General features: G+C 72.4%; 13 protein-coding genes. 5 read left to right on the top strand and 8 right to left on the bottom strand.

Annotated features, from left to right (window positions below; translation table 11 throughout):
• Nucleotides 1–7: 7 nt before the first annotated feature.
• Entirely contained in the window at nucleotides 8–979 is a 972-nt protein-coding gene (locus ABZ562_RS32020) for a sugar ABC transporter permease (protein WP_361486326.1), read from the bottom strand.
• Nucleotides 976–2,259: an extracellular solute-binding protein gene (locus ABZ562_RS32015; protein ID WP_361486475.1), complete on the bottom strand. Its 1,284-nt coding sequence runs from the start codon at nucleotides 2,257–2,259 to the stop codon at nucleotides 976–978. The genes ABZ562_RS32020 and ABZ562_RS32015 overlap by 4 nt, the downstream gene beginning before the upstream one ends.
• A 127-nt stretch (nucleotides 2,260–2,386) precedes the next feature.
• Here ABZ562_RS32015 and ABZ562_RS32010 point away from each other — a divergent pair, with 127 nt between their 5' ends.
• The 4 genes from ABZ562_RS32010 to ABZ562_RS31995 are packed head-to-tail and all read left to right on the top strand — an operon-like array spanning nucleotide 2,387 to nucleotide 8,878.
• Nucleotides 2,387–3,136 carry a DeoR/GlpR family DNA-binding transcription regulator gene (locus ABZ562_RS32010; protein WP_361486472.1) on the top strand — a complete coding sequence of 250 codons (750 nt, stop codon included), beginning with the start codon at nucleotides 2,387–2,389 and terminating at the stop codon, nucleotides 3,134–3,136.
• The gene (locus ABZ562_RS32005) at nucleotides 3,133–4,479 is read left to right on the top strand and encodes a 6-phospho-beta-glucosidase (RefSeq protein ID WP_361486324.1); all 1,347 of its coding nucleotides are present in this window, start codon (nucleotides 3,133–3,135) and stop codon (nucleotides 4,477–4,479) included. The genes ABZ562_RS32010 and ABZ562_RS32005 overlap by 4 nt, the downstream gene beginning before the upstream one ends.
• A gap of 11 nt (nucleotides 4,480–4,490) precedes the next feature.
• Nucleotides 4,491–7,604: a glycoside hydrolase family 38 C-terminal domain-containing protein gene (locus ABZ562_RS32000; protein ID WP_361486321.1), complete on the top strand. Its 3,114-nt coding sequence runs from the start codon at nucleotides 4,491–4,493 to the stop codon at nucleotides 7,602–7,604.
• Nucleotides 7,605–7,609: 5 nt separating this feature from the next.
• Nucleotides 7,610–8,878 carry an alpha-L-fucosidase gene (locus ABZ562_RS31995; protein WP_361486319.1) on the top strand — a complete coding sequence of 423 codons (1,269 nt, stop codon included), beginning with the start codon at nucleotides 7,610–7,612 and terminating at the stop codon, nucleotides 8,876–8,878.
• Between the two features lie 13 nt (nucleotides 8,879–8,891).
• Here ABZ562_RS31995 and ABZ562_RS31990 read toward each other — a convergent pair whose 3' ends face one another.
• The 6 genes from ABZ562_RS31990 to ABZ562_RS31965 form a co-directional block, all read right to left on the bottom strand.
• Nucleotides 8,892–10,061, bottom strand: a complete 1,170-nt coding sequence (locus tag ABZ562_RS31990; protein ID WP_361486317.1) for a damage-control phosphatase ARMT1 family protein — start codon at nucleotides 10,059–10,061, stop codon at nucleotides 8,892–8,894.
• Between the two features lie 34 nt (nucleotides 10,062–10,095).
• Nucleotides 10,096–10,941 (bottom strand): pentapeptide repeat-containing protein, encoded by an 846-nt coding sequence (locus ABZ562_RS31985; protein ID WP_361486315.1) that lies wholly within the window; start codon nucleotides 10,939–10,941, stop codon nucleotides 10,096–10,098.
• A gap of 86 nt (nucleotides 10,942–11,027) precedes the next feature.
• Nucleotides 11,028–11,276: a hypothetical protein gene (locus ABZ562_RS31980; protein ID WP_361486312.1), complete on the bottom strand. Its 249-nt coding sequence runs from the start codon at nucleotides 11,274–11,276 to the stop codon at nucleotides 11,028–11,030.
• A gap of 34 nt (nucleotides 11,277–11,310) precedes the next feature.
• A complete protein-coding gene (locus tag ABZ562_RS31975; RefSeq protein ID WP_361486309.1) occupies nucleotides 11,311–12,453 on the bottom strand; it encodes an inorganic phosphate transporter in 1,143 nt (380 codons plus the stop codon).
• Nucleotides 12,454–12,602: 149 nt separating this feature from the next.
• A complete protein-coding gene (locus tag ABZ562_RS31970) occupies nucleotides 12,603–13,826 on the bottom strand; it encodes a flavin-dependent oxidoreductase (RefSeq protein ID WP_361486307.1) in 1,224 nt (407 codons plus the stop codon).
• The gene (locus tag ABZ562_RS31965) at nucleotides 13,823–14,206 is read right to left on the bottom strand and encodes an SgcJ/EcaC family oxidoreductase (RefSeq protein WP_361486305.1); all 384 of its coding nucleotides are present in this window, start codon (nucleotides 14,204–14,206) and stop codon (nucleotides 13,823–13,825) included. Before ABZ562_RS31965 ends, ABZ562_RS31970 begins: the two co-directional genes overlap by 4 nt.
• A 113-nt stretch (nucleotides 14,207–14,319) precedes the next feature.
• Between ABZ562_RS31965 and ABZ562_RS31960 the strand changes: the two genes are divergently transcribed.
• Nucleotides 14,320–15,158, top strand: an 839-nt coding sequence (locus tag ABZ562_RS31960) for a LysR substrate-binding domain-containing protein (RefSeq protein WP_361486302.1), incomplete at its 3' end; no start/stop codon positions are given.

Here is a 15,158-nt window from a genome sequence, read left to right as displayed (position 1 = left end):
GGTCTCCCTACGCGTTGTCCTTGCGCTGCACCAAGCGCCAGTTGATGATCGAGAAGAGGGCGACGACGAGGAAGATGCCCCAGGCGATCGCGGCGCCGTAGCCGAAGTCGTTGTTGTCGAAGCTCTGCTGGAAGAAGTAGAGGACCATCGTCTGGCCGGAGTTGCCGGGGCCGCCCGCGAAGGTCGAGGTGTTGTTGGTGTTGGAGAGCAGCACCTGGGGTTCGGTGAAGCTCTGCAGGCCGGTGACGGTCGAGACGACGAGGGTGAAGAGGATGATCGGGCGCATCATCGGCACGGTGACGCGGAAGAAGGTCTGCACCGGTCCCGCGCCGTCCACGCGGGCGGCCTCGTACAGCTCGCCGGGGATGGTCTGCAGCCCGGCCAGGAAGATCAGCGCGTTGTAGCCGGTCCACTGCCAGGTCATCAGCACGGCGATGGCGACCTTGATGCCCCAGGTGGAGTTCAGCCAGGCCACCTGGTCCAGCCCTAGCCCCTGCAGCACGGCGTTGGCGAGGCCGAAGTTGGTGGAGAACACCGAGGAGAAGATGATCGCGACGGCGACGACGGAGGTGACGTTCGGCAGGAAGTAGGCGAAGCGGTAGAACTGCTTGAAGCGCACCGCGGAGTTGAGCATCACGGCGGTCACCAGCGCGATGAAGAGCATCGGCAGGGTGGACATGACCCAGATGGTCAGGGTGTTGGTGAGGGCGTGCCAGAACTGGGCGTCGCCGAGCAGATAGCGGTACTGCGACAGCCCCGCGTATTCCATGGGCCCCAGGCCGTCCCAGCGGTGGAACGAGAGGTAGAGGGAGTACCCCACCGGGATGAGGCCGAAGCCGAGGAAGAGCAGGTAGAACGGGGAGATCGCGAGGTAGAGCCGCCAGTATCCGAGGATGGAGCGGGGCTTGTGGGGCACGGAGGCGGCCTTCGCGCCGCCCCGGGCGGCGGGCGGGGCACCGAGCCCGGGCACGGCGGTCATATCAGCACCCCCATGTGCTCCGCTATGCGTCGGCATTTGCTCATGGCGTCCTTCCAGGCCCGGGCGGGGTTCTTGTCGAGCATGTTCACGTTGCGCAGTTCGTCGTTGACGACCTGGTCCAGGGCGTAGTCATAGGGGCTGTGGTAGGCCACCGGGACCTTCTCGGCCGCCGGGCCGAAGACGTCGATGGTGACCTGGCCGCCGAAGAACGGGTCCGGCGCGCGCATCGCCTTGCGCCGGTACGAGGCGGGGGTGGACGGGAAGAGGGTGGCGTCCGTGAAGCCACGGGCCTGGTTGGCGGGGTCCAGCAGCCAGGTGATGATCTCGAAGGCTTGCTCGGGTTCCCGGCAGTACTTGGTGATGGCGAGGAACGATCCGCCGTTGTTGGCGGCGCCGCCGGGCATGGCCGCCACCCGCCATTTGCCACTGGTCTTCGGCACGCTCAGCTTGAGGTCCCCGGCCGCCCAGGAGGCCCCGAGCTGGCTGGGCAGCAGGCCCTTCTCGATCGCGGCGTTGGAGTCCGGCGTACCGGACTGGTACTTCGAGCACAGGCCGCGCTGGTACGCCTCGATCGACTTGCCCCAGGCGCGGCGCACATGCTCGTGGTCGCCGATGAACCGCCGCTCCTTGTCGACGTACCGCAGGGTGCTCTGCGCGAGCATGTACTGGTAGACGGTGAGCGCGTCGATGAGCAGATACGCGCCGTGGACCTTCCGCTTCAGCCGCTCGCCCGCCGCGAAGTAGGCGTCCCAGGTGTTCATCTCCCGGGCGACGTCGGCGGGGTCCGTGGGCAGTCCGGCCCGGTCGAACACGGCGGGCATGTAGTAGTGGGCGACCGGGCCGGTGTCGATGGGGAAGCCGACCATGCGGCCGTCGGGGGTGCAGCCCTCCGCCCATTTCCAGGGCAGGTACTGGCTCTTGAGCCGGTCCGCGCCGAGGGTGCGCAGATCGACGAACTGTCCGGCGTTCGGGAGGTACGAGGCCATGTCCTCGCCCTTGAGGCCGGTGATGTCGGGGACGTACGACCGGCCGGCCATCGTGGTCAGCAGCTTGGACTTGAAGTATCCGCCGATCTGGGCCGGCTTCAGCGAGACGTCGGTGAAGCGCCTCCTGGCGTCGGCGACGACTTTGTCGCTGAGCCCGCCGGTCCAGTACCAGAGGGTCATGTCGCGGCCCGTGGACCCGCTCGGTACCGAGCAGCCCGCTGTGGTGCCGCCGAGCGTCGCGACCGCCGTGGTGGCCAGTCCCGCGCGCAGCAGCCCTCTCCGGGAGAGGTGCACCGCTCCCACCGCCCTTCAAAAGTGTGCAAGGTGTGGCACAGGATCGTGCGCCTCCCGATCAGAAAGAGCAATAGTTGAGCAGAAGCAAGCATAGAAATGATTGAGAATGACGAGTACTGTGCACGGCGTGCTGGCTGAGCGACGACATCAGATGATCTTGCGAGCGCTGCGTTCCGGTGGACCGGCCGCTGTGGCGGACCTGTCCGCCCAGCTGAACGTGAGCGCCGCGACAATCCGCCGCGATCTGCTGAAGCTGGAGGAGGAGGGGCTGCTCACCCGCGTGCACGGCGGCGCGGTCGTGGAGAGCGGCGACCAGCCCTTCGCCGAGGTCGCCGAGGTACGGGTGGCGGAGAAGGACGCCATAGCGCTGCGGGCCGCCGACATGGTCGAGGACGGGCAGACCGTGCTGCTGGACATCGGCACCACCGCCTACCGCCTCGCCCGGCAGCTGCACGGCCGCAGACTGACCGTGATCACCAGCAATCTGGTGGTCTACGAGGAGCTGGCCGACGACACCGCCATCGAGCTGGTGCTGCTCGGCGGGGTCCTCCGGCGCGAGTACCGCTCGCTGGTCGGCTTCCTCACCGAGGACAACCTGCGCCAGCTGCACGCCGACTGGCTCTTCCTGGGCACCAGCGGCGTCCGCCCCAGCGGCCAGGTCATGGACACCACGGTCGTCGAGGTGCCGGTCAAGCGGGCCATGATCGCGGCCTGTGACCGGGTGGTGCTCCTCGCCGACGCGGCCAAGTTCCCCGGCACCGGGATGGCCAAGGTGTGCGAACCCGGCGACCTCGACGCCGTCGTGACCAATGTCCCCTCGACCCTGCCGGCCTGTGCCGCGTTCGAGGAGGCCGGAGTGGAAGTGGTGCGGATATGAAACTCACGATCCTCGGCGGCGGCGGATTCCGCGTCCCGCTGGTGTACGGGGCGCTGCTCGGCGATCACGCGGAGGGCCGCGTCACCGAGGTCACCCTGCACGACCTGGACCCCGCCCGGCTCGCGGCCGTCGCCCGGGTGCTCGGCGAGCAGGCCGACGGCGTACCGGACGCCCCGGCCGTGACCGTCACCACCGACCTGGACGAGGCGCTGCGCGGGGCCGCGTTCGTGTTCTCCGCGATCCGCGTCGGCGGTCTGGAGGGCCGGGCCACCGATGAGCGGATCGCCCTCGACCAGGGCGTTCTCGGTCAGGAGACGGTCGGCGCCGGTGGCATCGCGTACGGGCTGCGCACCGTGCCCGTCGCCGTGGACATCGCGCGGCGCGTCGCCCGGCTCGCGCCCGACGCCTGGGTCATCAACTTCACCAACCCGGCGGGGCTCGTCACCGAGGCCATGTCCCGCCACCTCGGCGACCGGGTCATGGGCATCTGCGACACCCCGGTGGGTCTCGGCCGCCGCGTCGCCCGTGTCCTGGGCGCCGATCCGGACCGGGTGTGGATCGACTACGTCGGGCTCAACCACCTCGGCTGGCTGCGGGGCCTGCGCGTCGACGGGCGCGACGAGCTGCCGCGGCTGCTCGCCGACGACACCGCCCTCGACTCGTTCGAGGAGGGCAGGCTGTTCGGTCAGGCCTGGCTGCGCTCCCTCGGCGCGATCCCCAATGAATACCTGCACTACTACTACTTCAACCGCGAGGCGGTGCGCGCCTACCAGGAGGCGAAGCAGACCCGCGGCGCGTTCCTCCGCGACCAGCAGGCGGCGTTCTACGAGGCGATGCGCGACCCCGCCGCCCCGCCGCTGGCCACCTGGGACCGCGTCCGCGCCGAGCGCGAGGCCACGTACATGGCCGAGAACCGCGAGGCGGCGGGCGCCGGTGAGCGCGACACCCAGGACGCGGAGTCCGGCGGCTACGAGCAGGTGGCGCTCGCCCTGATGCGCGCCATCGCCCGCGACGAGCGCGCCACGCTGATCCTCAACGTGCGCAACGGCACCACCCTGGGCGTCCTGGACGCGGACGCGGTCATCGAGGTGCCCTGCCTGGTCGACGCCAACGGCGCCCGCCCCGTCTCCGTCGCTCCCCTCCCCCATCACGCCACCGGCCTGGTGTGCTCCGTCAAGGCCGTCGAACGCGAGGTCATGGCCGCCGCCGAGAGCGGTTCGCGCACCACCGCGGCCAAGGCGTTCGCCCTCCATCCGCTCGTGGACTCGGTGGCCGTCGCCCGCCGTCTCGTCGACGACTACGCGAGCGGGCACCCCGGCCTCGCGTATCTGAACCGGAAGTAGGAACCCCCGTCATGCACGATGAACGCCGTCGTATCGAGGAGCGCGTCGAGCGCGTCCTGACCCAGCGCATACAGCCGGCCGTCCACGCCGCGTCCGTGCCCCTCACCCTCGAGGCGTGGCAGGTGCCGGACGAGCCGGTGCCGTATCGGGAGGCCGCGGCCGCCCCGTACGAGCCGTTCGCCCTCGGCACCCCGTGGGGGCCGCCGTGGGGCACCACCTGGTTCCGGGCCCGGGGCGAGGTGCCGGCGGCGTGGGCGGGGCGGCGGGTCGAGGCCGTCTTCGACCTGGGCTTCGTCGGCGACTGGCCGGGCAACCAGGCCGAGGCGCTGGTCCACACCCTGGACGGCAGCCCGCTGAAGGCCGTCAACCCGCAGAACCAGTACGTGGCCGTGGCGAACCCGGCCGAGGGCGGCGAACAGGTCGCGTACCTCATCGAGGCCGCCTCCAACCCCGACATCCTGGCGAACGACTTCGCCGCCCCCACCCCGCTGGGCGACAAGCTCACCGCGGGCCGCGCCCCGCTGTACACCTTCGCCCGCGCCGATCTCGCGGTGCTGGACGAGAACGTGTGGCACCTCGCCCTGGACCTCGCGGTGCTGCGCGAACTGATGCTGGAGCTGGACGAGCACCAGCCGCGCCGCCACGAGATCGCGCACGCCATCGACCGGGCGCTGGGACGGCTGGACCTGGAGGACGTGTCCGGCACCGCCGGCGCCGTGCGCGACGCCCTGCGCGGTGTGCTGGAGCGCCCCGCGCACGCCTCCGCCCACACCATGTCGGCCGTCGGCCACGCCCATATCGACTCCGCGTGGCTGTGGCCGATCCGCGAGACCAAGCGCAAGACCTCGCGCACCTTCTCCAACGTCACGGCGCTGGCCGCCGAGTACCCCGAGTTCATCTTCGCCTGCTCGCAGGCGCAGCAGTACGCATGGGTCAAGGAGGGGTATCCGCAGGTCTGGGAGCGGATCCACCAGGCGGTACGGGCCGGGCAGTGGGCGCCGGTCGGCGGCATGTGGGTCGAGGCGGACGGCAACCTGCCCGGCGGCGAGGCCATGGCCCGCCAGCTCGTGCACGGCAAGCGCTTCTTCCTGGACGAGTTCGGCATCGAGACCAAGGGGGTGTGGCTGCCGGACTCCTTCGGCTACAACGCCTGCTTCCCGCAGCTGGCGCGGCTCGCCGGGAACGAGTGGTTCCTGACCCAGAAGCTCTCCTGGAACCAGACCAACAAGCTCCCCCACCACACCTTCTGGTGGGAAGGGCTCGACGGGTCCCGGATCTTCACCCACTTCCCGCCGGTGGACACCTACAACGCCGAGTTCTCCGGTCAGGAGATGGCGCACGCGGTCCGCAACTACGCCGACAAGGGGCGCGGTACGCGCTCGCTGGCCCCCTTCGGGCACGGCGACGGAGGCGGCGGCCCCACCCGCGAGATGCTGGAGCGGGCGCGCCGGCTGGCCGATCTGGAGGGCTCGGCGAAGGTCGTCATCGAGCACCCGGACGACTTCTTCGCCGCCGCGCGCGCCGAGTACCCGGACGCCCCCGTGTGGTCCGGGGAGCTGTATCTGGAGCTGCACCGCGCCACGTACACCTCCCAGGCCCGCACCAAGCAGGGGAACCGGCGCAGCGAGCATCTGCTGCGCGAGGCGGAGCTGTGGGCGACGGCGGCCGCGCTGCGCGCGCCCGGCTACGCGTATCCGTACGAGCGGCTCGACCGGCTGTGGAAGACGGTGCTGCTGCACCAGTTCCACGACATCCTGCCGGGCTCGTCCATCGCCTGGGTGCACCGGGAGGCGGAGGCGGAGTACGCGCGGGTGGCGGCGGAGCTGGCGGAGGTCATCTCCTCGGCCCTGGAGGCGCCGGCCGCCCCGGGGGGTGGCGAGGATCCCGCCCGGCCGCATGTGTACAACACCAGCCCCCGCCCGCGCGCCGAGGTCATCGCCGTGCCCGCGGGCCTCGCCGACGGGCAGCCGCTGTCCGACGGCCGGGTCGCCGTCCACGCCGAGGTCCCCGCGTCCGGCAGCGCCCCGCTCGCCCCGAGTCCCGGAATCGAGCCCGTCGTCGTCGGCGACCGGGTGCTCGACAACGGCCTCATCCGTCTCGAACTGGCCGAGAACGGCACCTTCGCCTCCTTGCGCGACCTCACCGCCGACCGCGAGGTCTTCGCCCCGGGCGCCCCCGGCAATCTGCTGCGGCTCCACACCGACCTCCCCAACTGCTGGGACGCCTGGGACGTCGACAAGCACTACCAGCAGCGCTACACCGACCTGCTCGACGCCGAGTCGGTCACCGTCGCCGAAGCCGGCCCGCTGCTCGGTGCGCTGCGCGTCGAGCGCGCCTTCGGCAAGGGCTCGCGGATCGTCCAGACGATCACGGTCCGGGCGGGCAGCCGCCGTATCGACATCGACACCGACATCGACTGGCACGAGAGCGAGAAGCTCCTCAAGGCGGCGTTCCCCGTGGACGTCCACGCCGACCGCTCCACCGCCGAGATCCAGTTCGGCCACGTCCACCGCCCGACGCACACCAACACCAGCTGGGAGGCGGCCCGGTTCGAGGTGTACGGCCACCGGTGGGTGCATGTGGGCGAGCCCGGCTACGGGGTCGCGGTGATCAACGACGCGACGTACGGGCACGACGTGTCCCGCACCACCCGCGAGGACGGCGGCACGACGACCACGGTGCGGCTCAGCCTGGTGCGCGCCCCGCGCGTCCCCGACCCCGAGGCGGACCAGGGCCGGCACCGCTTCACCTACGCCCTGCTCCCGGGCGCCACCATCCAGGACGCGATCGCCGAGGGGTACGCGCTCAACCTCCCGCTGCGGGTGGCCGAGGCCCGGACCGCGCCCGCCCCGCTGGTCACCACGGACGGCCCGGCCGCCGCCGTCGAGGCGGTCAAGATGGCCGACGACCGCTCCGGCGATGTCGTCGTGCGGCTCTACGAATCGCTCGGCGGCCGCGCCCGCACCACCCTCCGTCCGGGCTTCACGCACACCGGGGCCACGGTCGTGGATCTCCTGGAGCGGCCGGTCGACGACGCGCAGCCGGTCACCGGGCACGAGGACGGCAGTGTCACCGTGACCTTGCGGCCCTTCCAGATCCTCACCCTCCGGTTCACGAGGGGCTGACCCGCATGGCCATGCAGCCGTGGTTCCCGGACGCCAAGTTCGGCATCTTCATCCACTGGGGCATCTACGCCGTCGACGGTGTGCAGGAGTCGTGGTCCTTCTTCGAGGGCGACGTCCCGCACGACCAGTACATGGCGCAGCTCGACCGGTTCACCGCCGCGGCTTACGACCCCGCCGCGTGGGCGCGGCTGTTCGCCCGCGCGGGGGCCCGCTACGCGGTGCTCACCAGCCGCCACCACGACGGCGTCGCCCTGTGGGACACCGCCCAGGGCGAGCTGAACGTCGCGACGCGCACCCCGGCCGGGCGCGATCTGGTCGCCCCGTACGTGGACGCGCTGCGCGCGGAGGGGCTGAAGGTCGGACTGTATTACGCGCACAACGACTGGAACCACCCCGATTACGCCACCACCCGCTACACGGGCAGGCCCCCGGAGCAGGAGAACAATCCGTACGCCGAGGTCCCCGAGGAGGAGGCGGACCCGGCGGCCTGGGCGCGCTACCTCGCCTACCGCGACGCCCAGGTGCACGAGCTGACCACCCGCTTCCGCCCCGATCTGCTCTGGTTCGACGGGGAGTGGGAGCGTACCGAGGAGCAGTGGCGGATCCGGGAGCTGGCCGCGCTGATCCGCGCGGAGGTGCCGGACTGCGTGCTGAACGCGCGCATGCTCAGCGAGGGCGACTACGCGACACCGGAACAGGGCGTGCCGATCGAGCCACCGGCCGGGCCCTGGGAGCTGTGCCTGACCTTCAACGACTCCTGGGGTTTCCAGCACCACGACCACAACTACAAGTCGACCGGGCAGCTGATCCGCTACTTCACCGAGACCATCGGCGCCGGTGGCAATCTGCTGCTGTCGGTCGGTCCGAGGGAGGACGGCACGATCCCGGCCGAGCAGATCGAGCGGCTGGAGGGCATGGGCGACTGGATCGCCCGCCACGCGGAGGCCGTGTACGGCACGGTGCGCGGCCTGCCCGCCGGGCACCACTACGGCCCCAGCACCCTCGGCTCCGACCGCCGCACCCTCTATCTGACCGTCTTCGACATCCCGCGCGGCCCCATCGGCGTGCGGGGCCTGCGCACCCCGGTCCGCCGGGTGCGGGTGCTGGGCACCGGCACCCCGCTGGACCACCGGGTCATCGGCGGTCTCCACGAGGTGCCGGGGGTGCTGTGGATCGACCCGCCCGCGGCCGCCGACCTGGACGACCACGCGACCGTGCTCGCCGTGGAGCTGGACGGCGAGCTGGAGCTGTACCGGGGATCCGGGCGCAGCTGAATCGCGAGAAGGGTCAGGGCCGCACCTGGATCAGCGCATGGGTGCCACTGGTGCGCCAGTAGCGCTCCCGCGCGTCCAGCGCGGCCACGGTGTCCGCGTCGAGGCCGGTGATGACGTCCGACTTCAGGGTGCGCAGGGCGGCCACCGGCCCGGGGAAGTACGCGGTGCGGTCGGCGAAGGGCGTGGTCGGGGGCCACATCCGGTCGCCGACCAGGCGACGGTAGTTCAGATCGCCCTTGAGCACGGTCACGGTGGCGTCCGCGAACTCCCGCCGCAGATCGTCCGGCATCTCGGCGTACGGCAGCGGCGCGCAGAAGAAGTCGTGCGCCCGGACGGTGAGCCGCCCGTCGGCCATGGCCGCCCACAGCCGCGCCCCGGCCTCGCCCGCGGCGCCCTCGGCGTGCGCCAGACGGCGCAGACAGTCGACGACGTCGGAGGTGGTGGCGTCGGAGACGTAGTACGGATACGGCTTCACCTGCAGGACGACCCGCTCGGCGCGCCGGTGGCGGAGCAGATGGTCGATGAGGACGAGGTCGGGGAGCAGCTCGCGGCCCGCGTTGTCGGCGACCAGGCACAGCGTGGCCGGGGCCCCGGCGGGCAGCAGCCGCCACAGCACGTCCGCGTCGTCGGCCACCAGCGGTGCCGCCGCCGACGACGCGGCGCCGCCGGAGGTGATGCGGAAGCCGAGGTCCGCGCGGTTGCCCCAGAGCGAGCCGTGCAGCAGCGCGTCCCCGGCCTCGTCGGCGGGCCGGTCCAGGAGGTGGTCGAGAGCGGTCAGCTCGCGGGCGGCCTCGGGGGTGTCCAGCTCGGCCTGTTTGAAGGGCCGGAACGGGTCGATGCCCTGCCAGGGGCCGGGGGCGAAGTAGCCGACGGCCCCGAGGAGGCGGCGGTAGAAGTAGCTCTCGATCCAGAGGAAGGGCACCTCGAACCATGAGCGGCCGACGTACCCCCGCCCCCAGGTCCGCCATCGGTCGTGGTCGTGGGCGCCCGGGTCGAGCGGGGTGATGACGCCCTCGGCGTGGTCGTGGCGCAGGGCGTCGAGCGCCCGGTGCTGTTCGGGGCCGTACGGGAAGGCGTCCCGTACCTTCTCGATGAGCGCCGGATGCCGCTCGGCCAGCACACTCCGGGCGAACGATCCGGGCTCATCGCCGAGGATCACGGGCGCGTCGGCGGGTTCGGACATGGCAGCCAGGGTTTCACACCGCGCCGGGGGACGGTTACCAGTGCGCGGGGCGCGTGAGGCCGGACGGCAGCCGGGTGGCGGCGTCGCCCCGGGCGGCGTTCAGCTGGGCCTGGGTGAGGAAGACGGCGCCGGTCAGGTCGGCGCCGCTCAGGTCGGCGTCGCGGAGGTCGGCCCCGATGAGATCGGCGGCGCTCAGGTCGGCGCCGGTGAGATCGGCCGCGATGAGGAGAGCCCCGCGGAGGCCGGCGCCGCGCAGATCGGCGCCCCGGAGGCGGGCCCCGATGAGATCGGCGCCCCGGTGGTTCTTCCGCTTGCCCCGGCCCTTGGGCCGGACCCCGGCCCGGGCCAGTTCGCTCGTGCGCAGCAGCAGGGCGTTGACCTCGTCCCGGTGGGCGGCCACGTCCAGCGCGAGGAGTTCTTCCGCGCTGCCCTCGGTCAGCCGCTCGGTGGTGCGCAGCGCCCGGCGCAGCTCGTCGTGGAGGGGGCGGGCCGCAGGGAGGGTGAGGGCCTCGGTGAGGTACCAGAGGAGTTCGTGGAGCTGCCGCATCACGGGGAAGACGGCGAACATGCGGGACGCGGTGTCCGGGCGCGTCCGCCAGTCGCGGCCCTCGAAGGTGCTCCGGGAGACCTTCTGACCGGCGCCGAAGCAGTCGAAGACGGTGCAGCCCGCGAAGCCCTTCTCGCGCAGCCGGGAGTGGATGCCGCAGCGGAAATCGCTCTCCAGGTTGCGGCAGGGCTGCCCGGCCGCCTTGTCGACGGCGAAGTCGGCCGAGGCCGCGAAGGGCAGGGCGACGCAGCACAGCCCGAAACAGCTGCCGCAGTCGGCCCGCAGATCGGGGCGGACCGCGTCGGATATGGGGGCGTCGGCTCCGGATGACACCGTGTGTTCTCCCAGGGGACGGGCACCGCCCTGGTCCCGGCGGTGCTCTTGCGAACTCCCATGATCCCAGGGATGCGGCGGTCCCGTCAGCCCGGGACGATCAGGTCGATGCCGTACCCGGCGACCGCCAGGCAGGCGGCGAAGCACACCATCGCGATGGCCACGGCCGGCTTGTCCCGGCCCCGGCGCCCCTGGCGGGCGGACCCGCCGGGGCCGGGCCCGCCCGCGGCGCGGGCCCAGGCGGCGATGCCCAGGGAGAACATCACGACCACCACGATGGTGATCCCCAGGCTGACGCCGAAGACCCCTCCGAGAATGCCCCACTCGACGTCCATCGCGCTCACCTCCTCACGCCGGGCCGCTTACGGGTCAGGCCGCCGGACGGACGGTCTCCTCCGGGCGCTCGGCGGCGGGCAGCTCGTTGACGTTGCCGGAGGTCACCGGGCGGCGGCGGGAGAGCGCGTAGAAGCCCGCGGCCGCCACCACCGCGACGCTCGCCACCAGGGCCACGCCCGCGTCGCCCCGGTCGGCGACCCAGGCCGCGACGCCTCCCACGGCCGCCGCAGCGGGCAGGGTGAGCAGCCAGGACACCGCGATCCGCCCGGCGATCCCCCAGCGCACCTGGGCCAGCTTGCGGCCCAGACCGGCGCCCAGGATGCTGCCGGTGCAGACCTGGGTGGTGGACAGCGCGAAGCCCATGTGGGACGAGGCCAGGATGACCGCGGTGGCGCTGGTCTCGGCCGCGAACCCCTGCGGGGTCTGGATGTCGGTCAGCCCGCGGCCCATGGTCCGGATGATCCGCCACCCCCCGGCGTACGTCCCCAGGGAGATCGCCAGGCCCGCGGTCAGCACCACCCACCACGGCGGTCCGGTGCCGTGGCCGAGCACCCCGGCGGAGATGAGGGAGAGGGTGATGACGCCCATCGTCTTCTGCGCGTCGTTGGTGCCGTGGGCCAGGGCCACCAGGGAGGCCGAGCCGACCTGGCCCGCGCGGAAACCCTTGCGGACCGCCCCGCTCGCCACGCGGCGGGTGATCACGTAGGCCAGATACGTGGCGAACGTGGCCACCACGCAGGCCACCAGCGGGGAGGCGACCGCCGGGATCACGATCTTCTTGAGGATCTCGGCGAACCGCACCGCCGATCCCCCGGCGCCCACCCACACCGCGCCGATCAGCCCGCCGAAGAGGGCGTGCGACGAGCTGGAGGGCAGCCCCACGAGCCAGGTGATCAGATTCCACAGGATCGCCCCGACCAGCCCCGCGAAGATCATCGCCAGGGAGACCCGGGCATCGTCCACGATGCCGTTGGAGATCGTCTTGGCCACTTCGGTGGAGAGAAACGCACCGGCCAGGTTGAGCACTCCGGCGACGGTGACGGCGATCCGCGGGGACAGCGCCCCGGTGGCGATGGAGGTGGCCATGGAGTTGGCCGTGTCGTGGAAGCCATTGGTGAAGTCGAAGGCCAACGCCGTGATGATCACTACGATGAGCAGGAAGGAGACGGACCCCATCCGGACCTCCTGCGCCGGGGTTCCGCGCGACGCCGCACCGAACCGTCCGCGAATGCGCTGCCTTTCCCACGCTATGCGCGAGTTCACCCGCCCGCCATCGCACGCCCGGGCCGTGCCGGCGGCGCCGCGCGCCCGAGGGCCGTGGGCGCTCAGCGGTGGATCGGGGACGAGCGGGTCAGGGAGGGGCGGCTCAGGGACGGGCGGGTGTTCAGCGACTCCACCTCGCTTCCGGTGGCGCGCCGATAGGTGTCGGTGATCCGGGCCAGCTCCCGGGGGCCGCGCCCGCCGTCCCGGTGCATGGCCCGGTTCGCCCGTACGACGGCCGCCGTCGCGTCGCGGCGCGCGGCCTCGTAGCGGGCCAATCCGGTCCCTATCCCGTCCGGTGCGGACAGCTCGTACGCCAGGACCCGGGCGTCGACGATGGCCTGGGAGGCGCCGTTGGCACCCACCGGGTACATCGGGTGCGCGGCGTCGCCGAGCAGGGTGACGCGGCCGCTCCCCCAGGACGGCAGCGGGTCCCGGTCGGCCATCGGGTATTCCAGGATCTCCCCGCTGCCGGCCAGCAGGGCGGGTACGTCGAGCCAGCCGAGCGTCCAGTGCGCGTAGTGCGGCAGCACATCGGCCGCACGCCCGGGGCGGTTCCAGCCCGCGTCCCCGGTGAGCGGGCCCGGTTCGGCCACCCTCACCTGGCACACCCAGTTGATCCGGTCGCGGCCGATCGGGTACGCGACCAGCTCGGCGTCCCCGTCGCGCACCATGGCCATCGAGCGGCCGGTGAGGAACGGCGCGGCCTTGGTCGTGCCGCGCCACATCCGGATGCCCGACCACAGCGGCGGCCCCTCGTCCGGGTGGAGTGCGGCGCGCACCGCCGAGTGCAGCCCGTCGGCGCCGATGAGGGCGTCGGCGTGGCGTTCCGCGACCGTGCCGGTGGCCCGGTCGAGCACCCGCGCCCACACGCCGTCCGCCTCCCCGGGGCCGTGCGCGAAGCCGGTGACGCGGGCTCCGGTGCGGACCGCGCCGGGGCCCAGCCGCTCCCGGACCGCCGCGAGGAGCAGAAGTTGCAGCTCCCCGCGGTGGATCGAGTACTGCGGCCAGCGGTAGCCCTGGGCCACGCCGCGCGGCTCGCTGAAGATGTGGCGGCCGTGCCGGTCGGCGTACACGTTCTCGGCGATGGCCACGCCGAGTCCGGCGAGGGCGTCGCCGAGACCGAGTTCGGTCAGCTCCCGTACGGCGTGGGGCAGCAGGTTGATGCCGACGCCGAGCGGGCGGATCTCCCGGGCGCTCTCGACGACGGTGGCCTCGATCCCCGCGGCGTGCAGGCTCAGCGCGGCGGTCAGCCCGCCGATGCCCGCACCGGCGATGACCACGCTCATGACGCGGAGCGGGCCGCGGGGCGGACCTCGGGGCGGTCGATGACGCGCAGCCAGGTGCCGTCGGGCTCGCGGCGGACGACCTGCACCCGGCCGCCGGTGTTGTCGGAGGACGGGGTCGAGGTCAGGGCGAGGTCGCCGTAGCGGACGGTGGGCAGCGGCTCCTCCGGCCGGAAGGGCTCGGTCGTGTGGTCGAGCAGGGCCTGGCACACCGCGCGGATGGCCTCCCGGCCGACGGTCACGGATCCCGGGGGGTACGCGAGCACCGCGTCGGGTGCGTACAGCTCGGCCATGCCCTCGGCGTCGCCCGCGTTGGCGCGCTCGACGAACAGCCGGGTCAGGTCCTCGGGGGTGGTGGCGCGTGCGCGCGTCGTCCCGGTCATGTCGGATCCTCCTGTGTCCGGTCCTCTGTGCTCCGTCTTCGCGTTCTCCACTCTCCGGCCGACCGGGCCAGAAGTCCAAGAGATGGCAGGTCTGGCCGCTAGAATGAATGCTTATGGAATTGCGTCAGCTCGCCTACTTCGTCGCGGTGGCCGAGGAGCGGAACTTCACCCGGGCAGCGGAGCGGGAGCATGTGGCCCAGCCCGGGGTGAGCGCCCAGATCCGGCGGCTGGAGCGGGAGCTGGGCCAGGAGCTGCTGGACCGCTCCGGCCGCTCGGTGCGGCTGACCGAGGCGGGCGAGGCCGTCCTGCCGTACGCGCGGGCGGCGCTCGCCGCGGTGGAGGGGGCGCGGCAGGCCGTGGACGAGCTGACCGGGCTGCTCCGGGGGCAGGTGGCGGTGGGGACGGTGACCTCGCACACCGTCGATTTGCCGGACCTGCTGGCGGAGTTCCACGACGCCCATCCGGCGGTGGAGATCACCCTGTCCGAGGCCAACTCGGACCAGCTCCTCGAGGGCTTGCGCACGGGGCGGCTCGACGCCGCGATCGTCAGCGTCGGCAGGGAGACGCCGCCCGGGATCGAGCTGCAGGTGCTCACCGACCAGCCGATCGTCGCGGCGGTCGGCCACGACCATGAGCTGGCCGTCCACTCCGCCATCTCCCTGGACACCCTGCGCGGGCGGCCCCTGATCAGCCTGCCGCCCGGTACCGGGCTGCGCACCCGGCTCGACGAGGCGTGCGCGGCCGCCGGATTCGCGCCGCGCATCGCCTTCGAGGCGAGCGATCCGGAGGTGCTCGCCCAGCTCGCCGAGCGCGGACTGGGCGCGGCGATCCTGCCCGGTTCGTTCGCCGGGGCGCGGGCACTTGGTGCGACGCTGAGCTGTATGAACATCCCCTTCCTGGACAACTGGCGCAAGCGGCACGGTGCGGCCTCCGGTACGGCTCTGATGAGCGC

This window comes from Streptomyces sp. NPDC019937, assembly GCF_040631655.1.
Taxonomy (GTDB): domain Bacteria; phylum Actinomycetota; class Actinomycetes; order Streptomycetales; family Streptomycetaceae; genus Streptomyces.
The sequence above is the reverse complement of the archived record's forward strand: the minus strand, read 5'-3'. Positions and strand labels throughout refer to the sequence as shown.

What these genes read in the sequence shown, in the direction of transcription:
- ABZ562_RS31970 (WP_361486307.1), bottom strand. Translation starts at nt 13,826, where the DNA reads ATGAGCGTGGTCATCGCCGGTGCGGGCATCGGCGGGCTGACCGCCGCG.
- ABZ562_RS31990 (WP_361486317.1), bottom strand. Translation starts at nt 10,061, where the DNA reads ATGTCCGAACCCGCCGACGCGCCCGTGATCCTCGGCGATGAGCCCGGA.
- ABZ562_RS31980 (WP_361486312.1), bottom strand. Translation starts at nt 11,276, where the DNA reads ATGGACGTCGAGTGGGGCATTCTCGGAGGGGTCTTCGGCGTCAGCCTG.
- ABZ562_RS32000 (WP_361486321.1), top strand. Translation starts at nt 4,491, where the DNA reads ATGCACGATGAACGCCGTCGTATCGAGGAGCGCGTCGAGCGCGTCCTG.
- ABZ562_RS32020 (WP_361486326.1), bottom strand. Translation starts at nt 979, where the DNA reads ATGACCGCCGTGCCCGGGCTCGGTGCCCCGCCCGCCGCCCGGGGCGGC.
- ABZ562_RS31995 (WP_361486319.1), top strand. Translation starts at nt 7,610, where the DNA reads ATGGCCATGCAGCCGTGGTTCCCGGACGCCAAGTTCGGCATCTTCATC.
- ABZ562_RS32005 (WP_361486324.1), top strand. Translation starts at nt 3,133, where the DNA reads ATGAAACTCACGATCCTCGGCGGCGGCGGATTCCGCGTCCCGCTGGTG.
- ABZ562_RS31975 (WP_361486309.1), bottom strand. Translation starts at nt 12,453, where the DNA reads ATGGGGTCCGTCTCCTTCCTGCTCATCGTAGTGATCATCACGGCGTTG.
- ABZ562_RS31965 (WP_361486305.1), bottom strand. Translation starts at nt 14,206, where the DNA reads ATGACCGGGACGACGCGCGCACGCGCCACCACCCCCGAGGACCTGACC.